At 69.7% G+C, this 19387-nt stretch carries 20 protein-coding genes; 11 read left to right on the top strand and 9 right to left on the bottom strand.

The genetic code is table 11. The annotated features are described in order from the left end of the window. Nucleotides 1–3: 3 nt before the first annotated feature. The 7 genes from P6166_RS00100 to P6166_RS00070 form a co-directional block, all read right to left on the bottom strand. Nucleotides 4–1371, bottom strand: a complete 1368-nt coding sequence (locus P6166_RS00100) for a leucyl aminopeptidase family protein (protein ID WP_277762508.1) — start codon at nt 1369–1371, stop codon at nt 4–6. A gap of 61 nt (nt 1372–1432) precedes the next feature. Further along, nucleotides 1433–2140 (bottom strand): HAD-IA family hydrolase, encoded by a 708-nt coding sequence (locus P6166_RS00095; protein WP_277762507.1) that lies wholly within the window; start codon nt 2138–2140, stop codon nt 1433–1435. Between the two features lie 89 nt (nt 2141–2229). Further along, on the bottom strand, nt 2230–3342 hold the full coding sequence (locus P6166_RS00090; protein ID WP_277762506.1) for an AI-2E family transporter: 1113 nt from the start codon (nt 3340–3342) through the stop codon (nt 2230–2232). A 60-nt stretch (nt 3343–3402) separates the two neighbouring features. Further along, a complete protein-coding gene (locus P6166_RS00085) occupies nt 3403–3840 on the bottom strand; it encodes a protein sip-5 (protein WP_277762505.1) in 438 nt (145 codons plus the stop codon). Next, nucleotides 3837–4352: a phage holin family protein gene (locus P6166_RS00080; protein WP_277762504.1), complete on the bottom strand. Its 516-nt coding sequence runs from the start codon at nt 4350–4352 to the stop codon at nt 3837–3839. The genes P6166_RS00085 and P6166_RS00080 overlap by 4 nt, the downstream gene beginning before the upstream one ends. A 7-nt stretch (nt 4353–4359) precedes the next feature. Then, nucleotides 4360–4725: a hypothetical protein gene (locus P6166_RS00075; protein ID WP_277762503.1), complete on the bottom strand. Its 366-nt coding sequence runs from the start codon at nt 4723–4725 to the stop codon at nt 4360–4362. Nucleotides 4726–4858: 133 nt separating this feature from the next. After that, nucleotides 4859–6304, bottom strand: coding sequence for a Do family serine endopeptidase (locus tag P6166_RS00070; protein ID WP_277762502.1), 1446 nt, complete (start codon nt 6302–6304; stop codon nt 4859–4861). A 350-nt stretch (nt 6305–6654) separates the two neighbouring features. Between P6166_RS00070 and P6166_RS00065 the strand changes: the two genes are divergently transcribed. Beyond that, the gene (locus tag P6166_RS00065; protein WP_277762501.1) at nt 6655–7278 is read left to right on the top strand and encodes a histone H1-like repetitive region-containing protein; all 624 of its coding nucleotides are present in this window, start codon (nt 6655–6657) and stop codon (nt 7276–7278) included. 60 nt (nt 7279–7338) lie between these two features. On the opposite strand, the gene putA is transcribed toward P6166_RS00065, so the two are convergent. Further along, complete coding sequence (putA, locus tag P6166_RS00060) at nt 7339–10554, bottom strand: bifunctional proline dehydrogenase/L-glutamate gamma-semialdehyde dehydrogenase PutA (RefSeq protein ID WP_277762500.1); 3216 nt, start codon at nt 10552–10554, stop codon at nt 7339–7341. 259 nt (nt 10555–10813) lie between these two features. On the opposite strand from putA, the gene P6166_RS00055 reads away from it, so the two are divergent. From P6166_RS00055 to P6166_RS00030, 6 genes are read left to right on the top strand one after another with little or no spacing between them, the layout of a single operon-like run. Continuing rightward, entirely contained in the window at nt 10814–11290 is a 477-nt protein-coding gene (locus P6166_RS00055; protein WP_130317173.1) for a DUF2244 domain-containing protein, read from the top strand. Nucleotides 11291–11319: 29 nt separating this feature from the next. Further along, entirely contained in the window at nt 11320–12237 is a 918-nt protein-coding gene (gene coxB, locus P6166_RS00050; RefSeq protein ID WP_165392023.1) for a cytochrome c oxidase subunit II, read from the top strand. A gap of 41 nt (nt 12238–12278) precedes the next feature. Further along, nucleotides 12279–13883 (top strand): cytochrome c oxidase subunit I, encoded by a 1605-nt coding sequence (gene ctaD, locus P6166_RS00045; protein ID WP_130317175.1) that lies wholly within the window; start codon nt 12279–12281, stop codon nt 13881–13883. Then, on the top strand, nt 13864–14004 hold the full coding sequence (locus P6166_RS00040) for a hypothetical protein (RefSeq protein ID WP_165392024.1): 141 nt from the start codon (nt 13864–13866) through the stop codon (nt 14002–14004). Before ctaD ends, P6166_RS00040 begins: the two co-directional genes overlap by 20 nt. Beyond that, entirely contained in the window at nt 14001–14591 is a 591-nt protein-coding gene (locus P6166_RS00035) for a cytochrome c oxidase assembly protein (RefSeq protein ID WP_277762499.1), read from the top strand. The genes P6166_RS00040 and P6166_RS00035 overlap by 4 nt, the downstream gene beginning before the upstream one ends. A gap of 32 nt (nt 14592–14623) precedes the next feature. Further along, nucleotides 14624–15499 carry a cytochrome c oxidase subunit 3 gene (locus P6166_RS00030; protein ID WP_277762498.1) on the top strand — a complete coding sequence of 292 codons (876 nt, stop codon included), beginning with the start codon at nt 14624–14626 and terminating at the stop codon, nt 15497–15499. Nucleotides 15500–15510: 11 nt separating this feature from the next. Here the strand turns inward: P6166_RS00030 and P6166_RS00025 are convergent, their stop codons facing one another. Next, the gene (locus P6166_RS00025) at nt 15511–15723 is read right to left on the bottom strand and encodes a twin transmembrane helix small protein (RefSeq protein WP_277762497.1); all 213 of its coding nucleotides are present in this window, start codon (nt 15721–15723) and stop codon (nt 15511–15513) included. A gap of 57 nt (nt 15724–15780) precedes the next feature. On the opposite strand from P6166_RS00025, the gene P6166_RS00020 reads away from it, so the two are divergent. The 4 genes from P6166_RS00020 to cyoE are packed head-to-tail and all read left to right on the top strand — an operon-like array spanning nt 15781 to nt 19194. Beyond that, nucleotides 15781–16515, top strand: coding sequence for an SURF1 family protein (locus tag P6166_RS00020; RefSeq protein ID WP_277762496.1), 735 nt, complete (start codon nt 15781–15783; stop codon nt 16513–16515). 13 nt (nt 16516–16528) lie between these two features. Next, the gene (locus P6166_RS00015) at nt 16529–17104 is read left to right on the top strand and encodes a hypothetical protein (RefSeq protein WP_277762495.1); all 576 of its coding nucleotides are present in this window, start codon (nt 16529–16531) and stop codon (nt 17102–17104) included. Nucleotides 17105–17113: 9 nt separating this feature from the next. Further along, the gene (locus tag P6166_RS00010) at nt 17114–18277 is read left to right on the top strand and encodes a COX15/CtaA family protein (RefSeq protein WP_277762494.1); all 1164 of its coding nucleotides are present in this window, start codon (nt 17114–17116) and stop codon (nt 18275–18277) included. Further along, a complete protein-coding gene (cyoE, locus tag P6166_RS00005) occupies nt 18277–19194 on the top strand; it encodes a heme o synthase (RefSeq protein ID WP_277762493.1) in 918 nt (305 codons plus the stop codon). Before P6166_RS00010 ends, cyoE begins: the two co-directional genes overlap by 1 nt. The last annotated feature ends 193 nt before the right edge of the window (nt 19195–19387 follow it).

Genomic DNA, 19387 nt, shown 5'->3' with positions numbered 1-19387 from the left:
GGCTCAGCCGCCGTAGCGCGCCTGCAGCATGGCCCAGGCCGAACGCAACGCCAGCGCCTCGCCGCCCGCCGGGCGGCCGGGGCGCTCGGCATCGTTCCAGGCGTACACGTCCAGGTGCGCCCACGGCTGGCCCGCCGGCACGAAGCGCTCCAGGTACAGCGCCGCCGTCACCGCGCCGGCCATGCGCGAACCGGCATTGGCGAGATCGGCCACGTGGCTGGTGAGGTAGCGCAGGTACGGGCGCCACAGCGGCATGCGCCACACCGGGTCGCGCGTGCGCTCGCCGGCGGCGATCCACGCCTGCGCCACCGCTTCGTCGTTGGCAAACAGCGCCGGCAGGTCCGGGCCGAGCGCGATGCGCGCCGCGCCGGTGAGCGTGGCGAAGTCCAGGATCAGCGCCGGCTTCGCCTCGCCGGCGTAGGTCAGCGCGTCGCACAGGATCAGGCGGCCTTCGGCATCGGTGTTGTCGATCTCCACGGTGACGCCCGCGCGCGTGGTGATCACCTCGCCCGGGCGGAAGGCGTCCGGGCCCACCGCGTTTTCCACCGCCGGGACCAGCAGCGTCAGCCGCACCGGCAGCTGGCGCGCCATCACCAGCCCGGCCAGCGCCAGCGCGTGCGCCGCGCCGCCCATGTCCTTCTTCATGTGGCGCATGCCGTCGGCCGGCTTGAGATCCAACCCGCCGGTGTCGAAACACACGCCCTTGCCGACCAGCACCAGGTGCGGATGCGCCGCATCGCCCCACTGCAGTTCGATCAGGCGCGGCGCGCGGTGCGATGCGCGGCCCACGGCGTGGATGGTGGGGAAGTTCTTTTCCAGCAGCGCCTGCCCGGTGATGACCTCGATGCGCGCGCCGTGCGCGCTGGCGAGCTCACGCGCGGCCGCTTCGAGCTGGTCCGGCCCCATGTCCTCGGTCGGTGTGTTCACCCAGTCGCGCACGCGTAGGCAGGCCTGCACCAGGTCGGCCACTTCCGCCGACGGCGTGGCCGCCAGTTCGGCCGGCGCGCGGGTCGGCTTGCGATAGCGGCTGAAGCGGTAGCTGCCCAGGCCCCAACCCAGGTGCAGCAGCGATTGCTCCGCTTCGCCCAGCCCCTCGGCGCGCCACACCGTGCCGGCCGGCAGCGCGTAGGGCGCATGCGCGTAGGCGTAGGCATCCTCGCGGTCGCCCACGCCGATCACCGCGCCGGCCAGCCCGTCCGCGCCCGGCAGCAGCAGCACGCTGCCCGGCGAGGCTTCGAAGCGCTGCGCCTGCGCCCAGGCGACCACGGCCGGCGGCTGGCGCTCCAGCCAGGCGGCGAAGTGCGCGCGGTCCAGGACATGCAGCGGCAGGGCGGTGGCGGTATCGGCGGTGAAGCCTTGGGGCAGGGACATGAAATTTCCTTGGCGTCAGGCGCGCATCACGCGCCGGGAGAAATCGGGGGCAGCGCGGCGCTCATGCCGCGCGCGCGGCCTGGGCGTCCAGCCAGTCGGCCAGCCCGGCGAGGGTGTCGAACGCCAGGTCCGGCACCTTGTCGGCGTGCGGCCAGGTTGCTTCGGTGCGGTTGATCCAGCAGGCACGCAGGCCGGCGTCGAGCGCGCCGACCACGTCCATGTCGACGTGGTCGCCCACGTGCAGCACCTCGCCCGGCGCCACGCCCAGGCGGGCGCAGGCCGCGTGGAAGATGCTGGCCTGCGGCTTGGCCGCGCCATGTTCGCGCGAGCCGAGCTGGAAGGCGAAGTGGTGGTCCAGGCCGATGCGCGCCAGGTCGGCGTTGCCGTTGCTTACCGCCGCCACCGGCACGCGCGCGGCGATGCGCGCCAGCGCGTCCAGCGCATCGGGGTAGCACTCCACCTCGTTGCGCGCGGCGTAGAACACCTCGTAGGCCGGCTCGACCAGGGCGACATCGCCGCCGCTCAGTTCGAACGCCTGCTGCAGGGTGAGCCGGCGCAGCGCGCTGAGGTCGTGATGCAGGTGCGGGTTGTCGGCGAAGCTGCGCTCGCGCAGTTCGCGCATGCCGGCCAGGTCGAAGCGCGCGGCGGTGACCGGGCTGTGGACCTGCATCCATTCGTGCAGCACGCGGTCGATGCGCGCGCCGATGGGCGCGAACGGCCACAAGGTGTCGTCGAGATCGAGGGTGATGGCGCGGATCGGGAAGCTCACCGCGCCATTTTAGGGCAGATGGCCGGCCCCGGCGTGAGCGCGCCACTCCTCGCACGCTGCACCGCGCCGGCCCCGGCGCGCCGCCGGGCTCACTCCAGCAGGCGTGCCCAGCGCTGCATGCCGTCCAGCCGGCTCAGGATCATCTTGATGCACACCAGCAGCGGCACCGCGAGCAGCAGGCCGACCAGGCCCCACAGCCAGCCGAACAGCATCAGCGCCAGGATCAGCATGAGCGGGGAGATGGCCATCCGCCGGCCGAGGATGATCGGCGTGACCACCTGCCCCTCGATGGTGTGCAGCACCAGGTACAAGGCGGCCGGCAGCGCGCTGGCGGCCGGCGTATCGAAGGTGACGAAACCCATCAGCAGCATCAGCATCACGCCGATCAGCGGGCCGACATACGGCGCGAAGTTCAGCAGCGCCACCACCGTGCCCCAGAGCAGCGCCTCCTGCACGGGAATGCCCAGCGCGTAGAGGATGCCCGCGTAGATCATGCCCACCGCGGTGTTGATCATGCTGATGGTGAGCACGTAGCGCGACACCTCGCGCTCGATCTCCAGCATGATCCCGGTGGTGAACCGTTGCTGCGCGCGGCTGGGCAGCAGCGCGATCGCATGCCGCTGCAGGTTCTCGCCGTACACCATGAAGAAGAACGTCAGCAGCACCACCGCCAGCACCGAGGCGGCGAGCTTGGGCGCGCGCACGAGGGCGCGGTACGGATCGTCCAGCTGGGTGCGCACGATCTGCACCTGCCGGCCGGTTTCGCCGCCCGCCGCGCGCGCGAAGCTTTCCGCGGCCTGGTTGGCCTGCTGCACGGGCTTGGTGAAATCGCGCACCTCGCGCGAAATCTGCCGCATCTGCGAGGGGGCCTGCTGGAACCATACCGCCGCCGGGCCCACCAGTTGCACCGCGAGCGCGATGGTGCCGGCCACGCCCACCACGATCACCAGCAGCGCCGCCAGGAAGCGTGGCAGGTGGAGCTTGCGCAGCAGGCGAATGATGGGGTTGCCGACCATCGAGAAGAACGCGGCCAGCATGATCGGCAGGATCACCGTCTGCGCGGCCCACAGCGTGTAGCCGACGGCCAGCACGGCCAGCACCACCAGCGAGGCGGGGCCGCGCGGCCGCGGGCGGGGCGGCGGCGGGAGCGCGGCGAGGGGTTCGGCGGGCGATTCGGGGTCGAGCGGGGCGAGGTGGCTCATGCGCGGGCGGCCGTGGGTGGTCGCCCATTATCGGCGGCGCGCGTCAACGCGGCGCATGCCTCAGCGCTCGGACAACTCCGTGGCTGCCTCGGCCGGATGCGGCGCGTGTGCCGGTGCCTCGCGCGCAGCGACCGGCGCGGCGGCGGCCGCACCGGTGGCGACGACCGCAGCGGTATCGGCCGCGCGTTCGGCGTGGTCGCCGGCGCGCTCGGCCTCCTGCGAGGCGGCTTGTGCCTGCATCGCGGTGAACATGCCCGAGACGGTGCTGAAGAGCTGCACCCAGCGCGTGGCCTGCCCGGCCACCGCGCGGCCCTTGGCCGGCTCCAGCTTGCCGGCCAGAAAACCGCCGACCAGCCCGGCCACCACGATGCGCGGAGCCGTCCAGCCTTCGCGCCAGGCCCGGCGAAGGGTGTGCCAGTGCACCTGGGTATCGTCGGCGCGTCCTTGCACCAGTCGTTCGGCGCGCTCCACGCGGCGCCGGAGCTGGTTGAAATTCATCGCGTCTTCTCCTGCGCGCGCGCCGCCATGCTGGCGTGTTGCGCCGGCGGCGTGGGCGCGTTCTTCGTGGCGTCGTCTTCTTCGCCCTGCTCGTCGAACAGGCCGAGCCGGCTGAGCTGGCGCCGGGTGGCGTGCAGGCCGGTGTGGTCGAAGAAATGCGACACGCGCCAGATGGCGATGCCGGTCATCGCCAGGCTGACCAGGGCGGTGAAGAACAGCGACTGGAACCACGACAGCCCCAGCCGCTGCAGCAACGCGATGATCGCGCCGGTCAGCAGCAGCCAGGAAGAAGCGCCAAACACGACGGCCACGCCGGCCCAGGCCAGGCCGCGGCCGAACGCACTGCGCGCCAGCGCCAGATCGGCGGACACCAGCCGGCGCAGTGCGCGGCCGGTGTCGCGGGCCGAACCCATCGTCGCCTTACCGGCCTCGCCGACCTGGCGGAGGCTTTCCTCCAGGCCGGGGGGCTTCTCGGGCGCTTCGCCTTCCGGTGGCGGGGTGGTATCGCTCACGCCGCGCTTAGTCGTTGCTGCTGCGTGCGAGCTTGGCGATGATCCAGCCGGCCGCGAAGGCCACGCCGAACGATGCCAGCGGACGCTCGCGGATGAGTTCCGACGCGCTGTCGAGCAGGTCGCGGCCCTTGTCCATTAGCGCATCCACCTGCTCCTTGGCGGCGGCGCCACCGACTTCGGCGGCGGCCAGGCCCGACAGCGCGCTGTCGCTGAGTTCGGCCTTGACGTTCGCCTTGCCCAGGCGCAGTTCTTCGCCGGCGGCGGTGCTGGCGCTGCGCACGGCTTCGCCGGCGGCGCTGGCGGCCGACTTGAGGTGGCTGCCAGCCTCGTTGAGGTTGCCCTTGAGCTGGTCGGTATGGGTCGGAACGCTCATCGTGATCTCCTTGGGGGTGCGGTCCTCCGCGCAGCGCGGAGCATGGAACCTAGCAATAACATCGAGGGGGTGTACGGCATGTGTGAGTGCGCGCCGCGTGCGATGAGCGGTTCATCTGCCCAGCGGTGCGGCGTCACCGCACCAGCACGTCGTACTGCGCCCCGCCACGCACGATGCGCAGCACCAGGCGCTGCGGCGGGCGGGTGAAGTTCGCACGCCAGCCGGCCAGGTCGGAGAAGTCGCCCGCGGAGGCGGCGATCACCACGTCGCCGCTGGCCAGCCCGTTCTGCGCGGCGCGACTGCCGCGCTTGACCTCGCTGATCAGCACGCCGCTGATGCCGGACTGGCGCAGCGATTCGGGCAGGTCGGTGAACGTGGCGCCGTCCAGGCGCGGGTCCAGCGCCGCGCCGCCGGCGGCGCGCGCCTGTTCCTTGAGCACCGCGCGCAGTTGCAGCGCCTTGCCTTCCCGGCGCACGTCCAGCGTCACCGCGCTGCCAACCGGCTGCAGCCCTTCGTAGTTGTGCAGCGCTTCGGCGCTGTCCACGCGCTCGCCATTGGCCGCGACGATGACATCGCCCGGCTGCAGGCCGGCGGCCGCCGCGGCCGAGCCCGGCAGCACGCGCGCCACCAGCGCGCCGCGCGCGTTGTCCAGGCCCAGGCCCTGCGCCATCTGCGCGGACAGGTTCTGCGTCTCCAGCCCCAGCGTGCCGCGGATCACCACGCCGTTGTTCTTGAGCAACTGCTCCACCACGCCGCGCGCCAGGTTGGACGGAATCGCCAGGCCCAGCCCGATGTTGCCGGCCATGCTGCCCTGCGGGTTGAAGCTGGCGGTGTTGATGCCCACCAGCCGCCCCTGCAGATCCACCAGCGCGCCGCCGGAGTTGCCCGGGTTGATCGATGCGTCGGTCTGGATGAAGTTCTGGTAGCCCAGCCCGCGGATCCCGCTGCGGCCCACGGCCGAGACGATGCCGCTGGTCACCGTCTGGGTGAAGCCGAACGGGTTGCCGATCGCCACGACGAAATCGCCCACGCGCAGCTGCGCGCTGTCGGCGAGCTGGATGGCGGTGAGCTTGTCGGCCGGGATGCGGATCAGCGCGATGTCGGTGTCCGCGTCCGAGCCGAGGAATTCGGCTTTCACCGTGCGTCCGTCGGCCAGCGTCACCTGCACGTCGTCGGCGTTCTCGATGACATGGTGGTTGGTCAGCACGTAGCCCTTGGCCGCGTCGATGATGACGCCCGAGCCGAGCGATTCGTTGATGCGCTCCTGCGGGATATCCGGGAACAGCCGGCGGAAGAACGGGTCGTTGAAGAAGGGGTTGCGCACGCGCACCACCTGCTTGGTGTTCACGCTCACCACCGCCGGCATCACCTGCTGGAGCATCGGCGCCAGGCTCGGCACCGGCTGCCCGCCCACCGAGGCCGGCAGCGCGGCGGTGGTCGGCACGAGGCTGGCGACAGGCGCGGGGGCCAGGGGCGCGGCTTCGGCGCGGTTGTCCAGCCATTCGTGGAGGCCGGTGGCGGCAAAAGCACCGAAGGCGGCGGCCAGGGACAGGGTTAGCAGCGTGGGCAGCGGGCGCATGGGCGGTCGTTTTTTCGGGAACGCGGGACGGAGGGAGACAGGCGGGCAGGATGGCCCGGACCTGCAAGCTGAACAAGCGTGCCGCCGACGTTTTTAATGGCGGGTGAAAACGCCCATTCGCCCGTCGCCGGCACCGTTTGACAGTGCCCGACCCCAGCGCTAGCGTTCGCCGAAATCCCCAGATGTTGTGGCGCCTGCGCGACGGAGCCCAACATCCGGGCATGCACCCCGATGGCCGCCGCGGACGGCCATCGCCCGCCGACGGCCCCGCATGCGGGGCGCGCGGGTGTACAGCCTGTTCATCCGCACCGCGTTACATCGCTGCGTAGACAACGCCCGAAGGAGGGCCCATGAGCAACGGTAATGGTGCATCGGCGACGGTTTCCCAGGTCGCTGGAAACGTGAAAGAGTCGGCCGTCCACCTGGGCGAATCCATCGCCCATACCGCCAGCGAGGCCGTGGCCAGCGTGGAGAAGTTGGCCAAGACCGCGCGCAAGCAGGTCACCCAGCGCGTGAGCAAGGCGCGCAAGGCCGTGGCCAAGAAGACCGCCAAGGCCGGCAAGGCGGTGAAGAAGCGCATCGCGTCGGCGCGCCAGAAGCTGGAGGCGGCCAGCGCCAGCGCCAAGGCCGAGGCCGCCGCGCTGCGCCGCAAGAGCGGCAAAAAGGCGGCCAAGAAGACGGCCAAGAAGACGGCCAAGAAGGCGACGGCCAAGAAGTCGGCCGCGACCAAGAAGGTCGCCAAGAAGAGTGCGGTGAAGAAGGCCGCCGCGCGCAAGCCGGTGGTCAAGAAGGCCACCGCGAAGAAGGCCGTCGCGCGCAAGCCGGTGGTCAACAAGGCTGCCGCCAAGAAGGCAGTGGCGAAGAAGGCGGTCGCCAAGAAGGCGGTTGCCAAGAAAGCCACCGCCAAGAAGACCGGCGCGCGCAAGGTCGCCAAGAAGGCCACCGCCCGCAAGGCGAGCAAGAAGGCAGCCTGAGCAGGAAAAGGAAAGGGCGGGAAAACCCGCCCTTTCCACATGCCGCGATGACGCGCGCGATCAGTCGCCCAGCGTCAGCAGCGAGGCGTTGCCGCCGGCGGCGGTGGTGTTCACCGTCACCACCTTCTCGGTGGCGAAACGCAGCAGGTAGTGCGGGCCGCCCGCCTTCGGGCCGGTGCCCGACAGGCCCTGGCCGCCGAACGGCTGCACGCCGACCACCGCGCCGATCTGGTTGCGGTTGACGTACACGTTGCCCACGTTGACGCGCGAGGCGATGCGATCGACCGTCTCGTCGATGCGCGAATGCACGCCCAGCGTGAGGCCGTAGCCGGTCGCGTTGATCTGGTCGATCACCGCATCGAGCTGGTCGGCCTTCCAGCGGATCACATGCAGGATCGGGCCGAACACTTCGCGCTGCAGCTGGTCCAGCGACTTGAGCTCGTATGCACGCGGCGCGAAGAACGTGCCGTGCGCGGTGGCCGCATCGACCGGCGCGACGGCGATCGCACGGGCCTCGGCGTCCATGCGCTGGGCGTGCTTTTGCAGGATCTCCAGCGCGTCGGCGTCGATCACCGGGCCCACGTCGGTGGACAGTAGCGCCGGGTCGCCGATCTTCAGTTCGGCCATCGCCCCGCCGAGCATGGTCATCACCTTGTCGGCGATGTCGTCCTGCACGAACAGCATGCGCGCGGCCGAGCAGCGCTGGCCAGCGGAGATGAAGGCGCTGGCGATGGCGTCCTTGACCACGGCTTCCGGCAGCGAGGACGAATCGGCGATGAAGGCGTTCTGGCCGCCGGTCTCGGCGATGAGTACGCCGATGGCGGCATCGCGCGCGGCCATGGTGCGGTTGATCGCGCGCGCGGTCTCGGTCGAGCCGGTAAAGGCGACGCCCGCCACGCGCGGGTCCTTCGTCAAGGCCGCGCCCACGGTGGCGCCGTCGCCGGGCAGGAACTGCAGCACCGCTTCCGGCACGCCAGCTTCGTGCAGCAGCTTCACCGCGTAGTAGCCGATCAGGTTGGTCTGCTCGGCCGGCTTGGCGATCACGCTGTTGCCGGCGGCCAGCGCCGCGGTGACCTGGCCCAGGAAGATCGCCAGCGGGAAATTCCACGGGCTGATGCACACGAACACGCCGCGGCCGTGCAGCTGCAACTCGTTGGATTCACCGGTCGGCCCCGGCAGGCGCTCGGGCGCGCCGAACTGCGCGCGCGCCTGGCCGGCGTAGTAGCGCAGGAAATCCACCGCCTCGCGCACTTCGGCCACCGCGTCGGGCAGGGTCTTGCCGGCTTCCTTCACGCACAGCGCCATGAACTCGGGCATGCGCGCTTCCAGCAGGTCGGCGGCGTGTTCGAGGATGGTGGCGCGGCTGGCGGCCGGGGTGCGGTTCCAGGCCGGCATCGCGGCCACGGCATTGGCCAGCGCCTTGTCGACCACGGCCGCGTCAGCCGGCTGCCACTGGCCCACGACCTGGCGGCGGTCGGCCGGAGAGGTCACCTCCAGCGCGGCGGTGGAGACCACCGCGCCCGGCACCAGCGGGCCGGCCTTCCAGGGCTTCACCGCGGCGTTGAGCTGCTCTGCGAGCTGGCGCAGGTCCTGGTCGTTGGCGAGGTTGGCGCCCATGGAGTTCTTCCTGTTCTGGTTCTGGCTGCGCAGCAGGTCGGCCGGCAGCGGGATCTTCGGATGCGGGATGGAGGCGAACGAGGACACGGCTTCTACCGGGTCGCGGATCAGGTCCTCGATGGCCACCTTCTCGTCGGTGATGCGGTTGACGAAGCTGGAGTTGGCGCCGTTCTCGAGCAGGCGGCGCACCAGGTACGGCAACAGGTCCTCGTGCGAGCCAACCGGGGCGTACACGCGGCAGGGCAGGCCGAGGCGGTCAGCGGGCACCACCTCGGCGTAGAGGTCATCGCCCATGCCGTGCAGCTTCTGGTGCTCGTAGGTGCGGCCCTGGCCGAGGGTGCGGATCGCCGCGATGGTGTGCGCGTTGTGCGTGGCGAACATCGGGTAGATCGCATCGGCGTGGCCGAACAGCCGCTTGGCGCACGCCAGGTAGGAGACGTCGGTGTTCTGCTTGCGGGTGAACACCGGGTAGCCGGGCAGGCCGTCGAGCTGGGCGCGCTTGACCTCCGCGTCCCAGTAGGCGCCCTTGACCAGGCGCACCTGCATGCGGCGGCCGCTGCGGCGGGCCAGATCGGCCAGGTAGTCGATCGTGTACGGCGTGCGCTTCTGGTAGGCCTGCACGACCACGCCGAAGCCTTCCCAGCCGGCCAGCGAGGCATCGCCAAACACGCGCTCGATGATGTCCAGCGACAGCTCCAGCCGATCGGCTTCCTCCGCATCGACGGTGCAGCCGATGCCGTAGGACTTGGCCAACTGCGCGAGCTCCAGCACGCCAGGCACCAAGTCATCGAGCACGCGCTCGCGCTTGGCGTGCTCGTAGCGCGGGTACAGCGCCGAGAGCTTGATCGAGATGCCCGGCGCCTGGGTGACGTCGCCGTCCGGCTTGCCGCCGCGGCGCGCGTGGTCGCCGCCGATGGCGTGGATCGCCCGGCGGTAGTCCTGCAGGTAGCGCAGCGCGTCCTTCATCGTCAGTGCGCCTTCGCCGAGCATGTCGAACGAATAGCGGTAGCTGGCGTTGTCGCCCTTGTGCGAGCGCGAGAGCGCCTCGTCGATGGTGCGGCCCATGACGAACTGGTGGCCCATGATCTTCATCGCCTGGCGCACGGCCAGGCGGATCACCGGCTCGCCGACGCGGGCGACCAGGCGCTTGAACGCGCCCGGCGCATCGGCGCGGGTGAGGTCGTTGATCTGCACGATGCGCCCGGTGAGCATCAGGCCCCAGGTCGAGGCGTTGACCAGCACCGAGTCGCTGCCGCCCAGGTGCTTTTCCCAGTCGGCGTCGCCCAGCTTGTCGCGGATCAGCTTGTCGGCGGTCTCCTGGTCGGGAATGCGCAGCAGCGCTTCGGCCACGCACATCAGCAGCACGCCTTCCTCGCTGCCCAGGTCGTACTGGCGCATGAAGGCCTCGATGGCGCCCTGGTCCTGGGCGCGGGCGCGCACGCGGCTCACCAGGTCGGCGGCCAGCGCCTGCACCTTGGCCTGTTCGGCGGCGGGCAGGCGCGCCTGTTCGAGCAGTTCGCGCACGTGCTCGGTTTCGTCCTTGAGCCAGGCGGCGGTGACGGCCGCGCGCAGCGCGGAGGGCGCCGGCGGCAGTTCGGGGGAAAGCAGCGACGGGGACGGCGGGGGGCCGCCGGCGGCGGTATCGGGCAGGGCGCTCATCGGATCGGGAGGGCAGGGAAACCGGCGCCATTCTAGGAGCGCGGGTGCTACCCGCACTTGAAGGGAAACGACGCCCCGGACGCCGTTTTCTGCATGGACCCCGGCGAGGGCCCGGCACGAGGTGTTTCGCGAAATGATTGATTTGCCGGGCGTTTCTGGTTGCAGTGCAGCATCGCCGATGGGCCGGCGATGCTTGCCGCGCTCGCTTCGGCAGGGCTACCATCCAGGCGTTCTCCGTGGTTGGGAGCGCGCACGCGAGATGATCGAAGTGTTGCCGTCCAGCACCGATGGCCCGGCCATGCAGCTTCGCCTGCGTCCGCCACGGGCGCTGACGGCCCGCCAATTCGTCGCGCTGTTCGGCGTGCTGGTGGGGCTGATGTGGCTGGCGGCCGGTTTGGGGTGGTGGGCCGGCAATGTCTTCGCCCCGGTGTTTGCCTTGTTGTATGGCGTATTGGTGGCGGTAGCGCTGCGCTGTTCCTGGCGCGGCGGCGAACGCGAAGAAGCGATCCGGGTGGGGCCGGCCGCAGTCCAGGTCTTCCCTTCTCCCGGCTCGCCGCCCGCGTTCCAGGCGCATCCGCATTGGGTGCGGCTCCGGATCGGCAGCGACGAAAGGGTATGGCTGGCGAGCAGTGGCAGGCAGGTCGAGGTGGGCAGCTTCCTCGGACCGGCCGAACGGCTGCAACTGGCGGAAAAACTGCAAGGCTTGCTCGCGGCCGCCGACGGCCGTAACCGATGACGCCCACCCGATGGGCAAGGGTCTAGGCAATGAAGCAAAGCAACAGGGGTCGCTTTACCGCGTGGTACCGGGGAATGATGGCGTTGGCCGCGCTGCTGGCCGCGCCGCTGGCGTGGGCGCAATCGGCCGATCCGAAGGAATGGCAGCTCAACATGGGGCGCGGCGTCACCCATACCGCGCGCATGGCCTACGAGGCGCACATGGTCGCGCTGTGGGTGTGCGCGGTGATCGGCGTGATCGTGTTCGGCGCGATGGGCTATGCGATCTTCGCCTTCCGCAAATCCAAGGGGGCGGTGGCGGCGCAGTTCAGCCACAACACCAAGGCCGAGATCCTGTGGACGGTGATCCCGGTGCTGATCCTGATCGTCATGGCCTGGCCGGCCACGGCCAAGCTGATCGCCATGTACGACCTGCGCGACTCGGAAATGACGGTGAAGGTCACCGGCTACCAGTGGATGTGGAAGTACGAATACCTGGGCGAGAACGTCAGCTTCACCTCGCGCCTGGACCGTGAATCCAACCGCGTGCGGCAAAGCGGCGAGGTGCCCACGGTCGCCAACAACCCGCACTACCTGCTGGACGTGGACAACCGCCTGGTGCTGCCGGTGGATACCAAGATCCGCTTCGTCATCACCTCCGACGACGTGATCCACGCCTGGTGGGTGCCGGCGCTGGGCTGGAAGCAGGACGCGGTGCCGGGCTTCGTTAACGAGGCCTGGACCAACATCGAGAAGCCCGGCGTGTACCGCGGCCAGTGCGCCGAGCTGTGCGGCAAGGACCACGGCTTCATGCCCATCGTGGTGGAGGCGCTGCCCAAGGAGGAGTTCAAGCGCTGGCTGGCCTCGCGCAAGCCCAAGCCCGCCGAGCCGGCGGCCCCTGCCGAAGCGCCCGCCGCGCCCGCGCAAGAAGCGCCGCCCGCCACCCCGCCGCAGCCCGCCGCCGGCTGAGCCGCACACCCCGCAACGATTCGCAGAGGTAGTCCATCGTCATGGCGCATTCCGCAGTCGATTCCCACGGGCACCACCAGCAGAGCTTCGTCGAACGCTGGTTCTTCTCGACCAACCACAAGGACATCGGCACCCTCTACCTGGGGTTCTCGTTCCTGATGTTCATCGTCGGCGCGGCGATGAGCGTGATCATCCGCGCCGAACTGGCGCAGCCCGGGCGGCAGTTCGTCAGCCCCGAGTTCTTCAACCAGATGACCACCGTGCACGCGCTGGTGATGATCTTCGGCGGCGTGATGCCGGCCTTCGTTGGCCTGGCGAACTGGATGATCCCGCTGCAGATCGGCGCGCCGGACATGGCGCTGCCGCGCATGAACAACTGGTCGTTCTGGCTGCTGCCGGTGGCCTTCTCGATGCTGCTGGTCACGCTGTTCCTGCCAGGCGGCGCGCCGGCCGGCGGCTGGACGATGTACCCGCCGCTGATGCTGCAGGGCGGCTACAACGTGGCCTTCTCGGTGTTCGCCATCCACGTGGCCGGCATCAGCTCGATCATGGGCGCGATCAACATCATCGCCACCGTGCTCAACATGCGCGCGCCGGGCATCGACCTGCTGAAAATGCCGATCTTCTGCTGGGCCTGGCTGATCACCGCCTTCCTGCTGATCGCGGTGATGCCGGTGCTGGCCGGCGCGGTCACCATGCTGCTGACCGACAAGTTCTTCGGCACCTCGTTCTTCAACGCCGCCGGCGGCGGCGACCCGGTGATGTACCAGCACATCTTCTGGTTCTTCGGGCACCCCGAGGTCTACATCATGATCCTGCCCGCCTTCGGCGTGGTCAGCGAGATCATCCCGACCTTCAGCCGCAAGCCGCTGTTCGGCTACCAGGCCATGGTGTACGCCATCGCGGCGATCGCCTTCCTGAGCTTCATCGTGTGGGCCCACCACATGTTCACCGTGGGCATGCCGCTGGGTGGCGAGATCTACTTCATGTTCGCCACCATGCTGATCTCGATCCCGACCGGCGTGAAGGTGTTCAACTGGGTCAGCACGATGTGGAAGGGCTCGCTGACCTTCGAGGCGCCGATGCTGTGGGCGGTGGCCTTCGTCATCCTGTTCACCATCGGCGGGTTCTCCGGCCTGATGCTGGCCATCGTGCCGGCCGATTTCCAGTACCACGACACCTACTTCGTGGTGGCGCACTTCCACTACGTGCTGGTCACCGGCGCGGTGTTCGCCTTGATCGCCGCGGTCTACTACTGGTGGCCGAAGTGGACCGGGCGCATGTACAACGAGCGCTGGGCGCAGTTCCACTTCTGGTGGACGATGATCTTCGTCAACGTGCTGTTCTTCCCGCAGCACTTCCTCGGCCTGGCCGGCATGCCGCGCCGCATCCCGGACTACAACGTGGTGTTCGCCGACTGGAACCTGGTCAGCTCGATCGGCGCGTTCGGCATGTTCGTCACGCCGTTCCTGATGGCCGGCATCCTGCTGTCCTCGCTGCGCAGCGGCGCCAAGGCCGCCGACCGCGCCTGGGAAGGCGCGCGCGGCCTGGAGTGGACGGTGCCTTCGCCGGCGCCGGCGCACACCTTCACCCTGCCGCCGGTGATCAAGCCGGGAGACCTGGCCCATGACGACGTCAGCCACTGATCCGGCCGCCACCGAGCTGGCCCAGCGCCGCCGCCGCGCGCGCCACACCGCCGCGGTCGTGGCGGCGGTGGCCGTGCTGGTCTATGTCGGCTTCATCCTGACCGGGGTGCTGGGCCGTTGAACGCGCCGCAGCCCACGCCCAATGCCCAGGCCGGCACGCTGAAGCTGGTGGGCGTGGTGCTGGCGGCGTTCGTGCTGACCTTCTCGCTGGTGCCGCTGTACCGCATCGCTTGCGAGAAGGTGTTCGGCATCCGTGTGGAGCGCGGGCCGGGCGCCGGCCGCGCGGCCCTCGCCACGCCGGCCGGCGAGCGCCGCGTGCGCGTGGAATTCGACGGCAGCGTCAATTCGCGCCTGCCGTGGGCCTTCCACCCCGAGCAGCAGTCGATGGACGTGGTGCCCGGCCAGCTCAACGAGGCGCTGTACTTCGCCCGCAACGAGAGCGACCACGCGGTGGTCGGCAGCGCGGTGCCCTCGGTGGCGCCGGCGCGCGCGTCGGGCTATTTCAGCAAGACCGAATGCTTCTGCTTCACCGCCCAGACCCTGCAGGCCGGCGAGCAGCGCGACATGCCGCTGCGCTTCATCGTCGACCCCAACCTGCCGGCGGACGTACACACCATCACGCTGTCGTACACCTTCTACAGGAACGACGCACTGACTTCCGAGCTGTCGACGGGCGCGCCGGCTGGCGCACCCAAGGCCGCGCCCTGAGTCCATCGAAACCCGATCCCGGAAACGACGCCATGGCCGAACACAGTCCCGATGCCAACGCCTATTTCGTGCCCACCCAGAGCCGCTGGCCGTTCATCGGCTCGATCGCGATGCTGGTCACGATGGTCGGCGTGGCTTCCTGGCTCAACGATGCGGGATGGGGGCGCTGGACCTTCTTCGCCGGCGTGGCGATGCTGGTGGCGACCTTGTTCATGTGGTTCGGCGATGTCATCCGCGAATCCAACGGCGGGCGCTACAACCACCAGGTCGGCGTGTCGTTCCACATGGGGATGGTGTGGTTCATCTTCTCCGAAGTGATGTTCTTCGGCGCCTTCTTCGGCGCGCTGTTCTACACCCGCGTGCTGGGCCTGCGCTGGCTGGGCGGCCATGGCGACGGGGTGATGACCAACGAGCTGCTGTGGAACGGCTACTCGGCCGCCTGGCCGACCAACGGGCCCGGCGGCGTGGGCGGCCACTTCCAGACCATTCCGGCGTGGGGCCTGCCGCTGATCAATACGCTGATCCTGCTCAGCTCCGGCGTGACGCTCACCATCGCCCACCACGCGCTCAAGGCCGGCCATCGCACCCAGTTGCTGGTATGGCAGGGCGCCACCGTGCTGCTGGGCTGCACGTTCCTGTACTTCCAGGCCGAGGAATACCTGCACGCCTACCGCGAGCTCAACCTCACGCTGGGCTCGGGCATCTACGGCTCCACCTTCTTCATGCTCACCGGCTTCCACGGCATGCACGTGGCGCTGGGCACGATCATGCTGATCGTGATGTGGCTGCGCGCCGCGCGCGGGCACTTCACCCGCGACCACCATTTCGCCTTCGAAGCGGCAGCGTGGTACTGGCACTTCGTCGACGTGGTGTGGCTGGCGCTGTTCCTGTTCGTCTACGTGCTGTAAGCGCGCACGACCTACAGGCCGTGCGGCTTGATCCAGCCGGTCCAGATGCCGAGGATGACCAGCACGATCAGCGCGACCGACAGGCCGATGCGGCGCGTGAGGGCGTTGACCGTGCGCTTGCTGTCCTCGCGGTCGGTCAACAGGTAGTACAGCCCCGCGCCGAGTTGCCAGACGATGACCAGCAGGAACGCGACAATCAGCAAGGTCTTGAGCGAATCGTTCACGACAGTCCTGCAAGCCGGTAGGGAAGCCGCATTGCACTCCTTTTGCCGGCCGCTGTCATGACGCGCCACCACACGCAGCTGGCCGGCTGGGCGCTCGCCCTGGCCGTGGCTGCCGCCTTCGCCCTGCTGGGGCGCTGGCAGCTGCAACGCATGCACCAGAAGGAAGCCTTGCTGGCGCAGGCCAGCCAGGTCCGCGCGCATCCGCGCACGCTCGACGAGGCGCTGGGCCGCGCGCAGACGCTGCAGTGGGTAAGCGGGGAGGTGGAACTGCAGCCGCAGCAGATCCTGCTCGACAACCAGCTGCGCGAGGGCCGCGCCGGCGTGCGCGTCTACCAGCCCGCACGCAGCGCGAAGGGGCACTGGCTGCTGGTCGAACTGGGCTGGTGGCCGCTGCCGCCGGATCGGCAACTGCCGGCGCTGGCACCGATCACCGGGCGCCAATCCGTGCGCGGCCTGCTCGCCCCGCCGCCCTCGGCGGGGTTGCGGCTGGGGCCGCCGATGAGCGCGACGGCGCAGCCGGCCACCTGGCTGGCGACGCGCATCGAGCCCGGTGCCATCGCCACCGCCACGGGCAGGCGCGACATATCGTCGCAGGTGCTGCGGCTCGATCCGGCGCTGCCGCTGGGCTACGCGCGCGACCTCGACGTGCTGCCCAACACGCTGCCACCCGCGCGCCACCTCGCATACGCGGTGCAATGGTTCGGCCTGGCCGCGGCCGTGCTGGCCACGCCGGTGGTGCTGGCCTGGCGCCGGCGCCGGGTGCGCCGGCAGGCGCGGACCGCCTTGCCATGAGAAAATCCCCCGCATGACCTCTCCTTCCCTGGCCACGGCCGCACCCGGCCGACGCGGCCGCGGCAAGCTGATCGGCCTGTTCGCGCTGTTCTTCGGCACCCTGCTGGTGGCGGGGATTCTGCGTTTCAGCGGCTGGCAGCCGGCCGGCCACCGCAACCATGGCGAGCTGCTCTCCCCGCCGGTGGACCTGCGCGCGCACGCGCCGCGCCTGGCCGATGGCACGCCGTACGCCTGGAACCCGCAGGCGCGGACCTGGCGCGTGGTGCTGGCCCCGCCGGCGGAATGCGCGGCGGCCTGCGTGGCACTGGCCGCCGACATCGACCACGCCTGGCAGATGCTGGGCCACAACGCCGACAAGGTGGAGGTGCTGTGGCTGGGCGTGCCACCGACCGGGCTGCCGGCGATGCCCGAGTTGCGCGTGCTGCAGCCCAACCCTTCGCTGCGCGCGGCATTGCCCCAGGTGGATGACCCGCGCGGCACGCCGGTGTACGTGATCGACCCCAATGGCTTCGTGATCCTGCGTTACGCCCCCGGCCTGGACGCCGGCGGCTTGCGCCAGGACCTGGCCAAGCTGCTGAAACTGATGTGAGTTGACTGGATGAACCTGTTCGCGCGCCCGGCGCTGTTCCGGCATTTCCACCGCATGGCCTGGCTGGCGGCCCTGATGACCGCCAGCACGATCATGTTCGGCTCGTTCGTGCGTCTTTCCGACGCCGGGCTGAGCTGCCCGGACTGGCCGACCTGCTATGGCCGCGTGACCTGGCCGCAGACCACCGACGAGGCGAACGCGCACGCCGCCAGCAAGATCCGCCCGCTGGAAACCCACAAGGCGTGGCGCGAGCAGGTGCACCGTTTCCTCGCGGGCGCGCTGGGCATCGAGATCCTGGTGCTGGCGCTGCTGGCCGCGCGCCGTCGGCGCGCGGGCATCGCGCAGATCGTGAGTGCGGCCGTGCTGGTGGCGCTGTCGATCCCGCTCTATATGTCCGGGCAGCACGAAGCGGGCGCGGCGGTGGCCCTGGCCGGCGTGGCGATCCTGCTGTTCGCCGCGCTGCGCTGGTCCAACGAGGACCTGGCGCGCGTGGCGGTACTGACGCTGTGCACGGTGATCTTCCAGGCGCTGCTGGGCATGTGGACGGTGACGCTGCTGCTCAAGCCCATCGTGGTGATGGGCCACCTGCTCGGCGGCATGTTGATGTTCGCGCTGCTGGTGTGGATGGCATGGCGCGCCACGCACCTGCCGATCACCCTGGCCGATGCGCAGCGCCTGAAGTGGATGGTGCGCGTGGGCGTGCTGCTGCTGGTGGTGCAGATCTCGCTGGGCGGCTGGGTCAGCGCCAACTACGCGGCGCTGGCCTGCGGCGGTGGCGACTGGTCGGCGGACAACTTCCCGCGCTGCGTGAGCCAGTGGTGGCCGCCGCATGATTTCGCCGAGGGCTTCACCCTGTGGCGCGGCATCGGCGTGGATTACGAAGGTGGCGTGCTCGATGGTGCCTCGCGCATCGCGATCCAGATGGCACACCGGTTGATGGCGGGGGTGGCCGGCCTGTACCTGCTGTGGCTGTCGTGGCGGCTCGCGCGCACACCAAGCATGCGTGGCTGGGCCACGGCGCTGGGCCTGCTGGTGGTGCTGCAGGTGACGCTGGGCATCCTCAACGTCAAGCTCGCGCTGCCGCTGGCGGTGGCGGTGCTGCACAACGGCGGGGCGGTGGCGCTGCTGTTCGTGCTGGTCAGCCTGCTCGCGCGCCTGCGCGCGCCGGAGTGATGGCCATGGTGAATGTTCGCGACTATTGGGACCTGACCAAGCCGAAGGTGGTGGCGCTGATCGTGTTCACCGCGCTGGTGGGCATGTGCCTGGCGATTCCGGGCCTGCCGACGGCCGAGCAGGTGCGCGCGGGGGTGTTGGGTTTCATCGGCATCTGGCTGGCGGCCTCGGCCGCGGCGGCGATCAACCAGCTGCTGGATGCGCAGATCGACGCGCAGATGGCGCGCACCTCGTGGCGGCCGCTGGTGGTGGGCAAGGTGAAGCCGGCGCAGGTGCTGGTGTTCGCGGGCATCCTGACGCTGCTCTCGATGGCGATCCTGGTGCTGTGGGTCAACGTGATCACGGCGGTGCTGACGTTCGCCTCGCTCATTGGCTACGCGGTGATCTACACGGTGTACCTGAAGCGGGCAACGCCGCAGAACATCGTGATCGGCGGGTTGGCCGGGGCGGCGCCGCCGCTGCTCGGCTGGGCGGCGGTGACGGGCATGGAAGGGCCGTGGGACTGGGGCTATTCGCTGCTGCTGGTGTTGATCATCTTCCTGTGGACGCCGCCGCATTTCTGGGCGCTGGCGATCTTCCGCCGGGCGGATTACGCGAAGGCATCGATCCCGATGCTGCCGGTGACGCACGGGGTGGAATACACGCGGCGGCAGATCTTCCTGTACTCGGTGCTGCTGGCGGTGTCCACGCTGCTGCCGGTGGTGTTCGGCATGAGCGGGGTGCTGTATCTCGCCGGGCTGGTGGGGTTGAACGGGATGTTCATGTGGTATGCGTGGCGCATCCAGTCGCCGCCGGACGAGTTGTTCTCGATGAAGATGTTCCGGTATTCGATCGTCTACCTGATGGCGCTGTTCGCATTCCTGCTGGTGGATCACTACCTGTTGTTCTTGTTGCCGCCGCCTATGGCGGTGCAGTAAGAGGTGGTTTTTTTGTGGGGCGGCCGGTGGCCGCCCTTTTTTGTGTTGCGGTGTTTGTTGCTATGTGGGCCTTCGAGGTGGATCGGCTCGCGTTGGTCTTGCACGGCCTGCGGGGGCGGGGCCCTTTCGGGACACGCCGTGAATCCATCCATGGAGGCTCGTAGGCGACATCCATGTCGCCTACGGTCCCGAA

It is taken from the genome of Stenotrophomonas sp. HITSZ_GD (assembly GCF_029543105.1).
Classification (GTDB): domain Bacteria; phylum Pseudomonadota; class Gammaproteobacteria; order Xanthomonadales; family Xanthomonadaceae; genus Stenotrophomonas_A.
Note: the sequence above shows the minus strand (reverse complement) of the source record. Positions and strands in the feature narration are given on the sequence as shown.

Excerpts from the sequence above, each read along its gene's own strand:
- P6166_RS00100 (WP_277762508.1), bottom strand. The coding sequence starts at position 1,371 with ATGTCCCTGCCCCAAGGCTTCACCGCCGATACCGCCACCGCCCTGCCG.
- P6166_RS00090 (WP_277762506.1), bottom strand. The coding sequence starts at position 3,342 with ATGAGCCACCTCGCCCCGCTCGACCCCGAATCGCCCGCCGAACCCCTC.
- P6166_RS00085 (WP_277762505.1), bottom strand. The coding sequence starts at position 3,840 with ATGAATTTCAACCAGCTCCGGCGCCGCGTGGAGCGCGCCGAACGACTG.
- P6166_RS00075 (WP_277762503.1), bottom strand. The coding sequence starts at position 4,725 with ATGAGCGTTCCGACCCATACCGACCAGCTCAAGGGCAACCTCAACGAG.
- P6166_RS00070 (WP_277762502.1), bottom strand. The coding sequence starts at position 6,304 with ATGCGCCCGCTGCCCACGCTGCTAACCCTGTCCCTGGCCGCCGCCTTC.
- P6166_RS00065 (WP_277762501.1), top strand. The coding sequence starts at position 6,655 with ATGAGCAACGGTAATGGTGCATCGGCGACGGTTTCCCAGGTCGCTGGA.
- putA (WP_277762500.1), bottom strand. The coding sequence starts at position 10,554 with ATGAGCGCCCTGCCCGATACCGCCGCCGGCGGCCCCCCGCCGTCCCCG.
- P6166_RS00055 (WP_130317173.1), top strand. The coding sequence starts at position 10,814 with ATGATCGAAGTGTTGCCGTCCAGCACCGATGGCCCGGCCATGCAGCTT.
- coxB (WP_165392023.1), top strand. The coding sequence starts at position 11,320 with ATGAAGCAAAGCAACAGGGGTCGCTTTACCGCGTGGTACCGGGGAATG.
- ctaD (WP_130317175.1), top strand. The coding sequence starts at position 12,279 with ATGGCGCATTCCGCAGTCGATTCCCACGGGCACCACCAGCAGAGCTTC.
- P6166_RS00040 (WP_165392024.1), top strand. The coding sequence starts at position 13,864 with ATGACGACGTCAGCCACTGATCCGGCCGCCACCGAGCTGGCCCAGCGC.
- P6166_RS00030 (WP_277762498.1), top strand. The coding sequence starts at position 14,624 with ATGGCCGAACACAGTCCCGATGCCAACGCCTATTTCGTGCCCACCCAG.
- P6166_RS00020 (WP_277762496.1), top strand. The coding sequence starts at position 15,781 with ATGACGCGCCACCACACGCAGCTGGCCGGCTGGGCGCTCGCCCTGGCC.
- P6166_RS00015 (WP_277762495.1), top strand. The coding sequence starts at position 16,529 with ATGACCTCTCCTTCCCTGGCCACGGCCGCACCCGGCCGACGCGGCCGC.
- P6166_RS00010 (WP_277762494.1), top strand. The coding sequence starts at position 17,114 with ATGAACCTGTTCGCGCGCCCGGCGCTGTTCCGGCATTTCCACCGCATG.
- cyoE (WP_277762493.1), top strand. The coding sequence starts at position 18,277 with ATGGCCATGGTGAATGTTCGCGACTATTGGGACCTGACCAAGCCGAAG.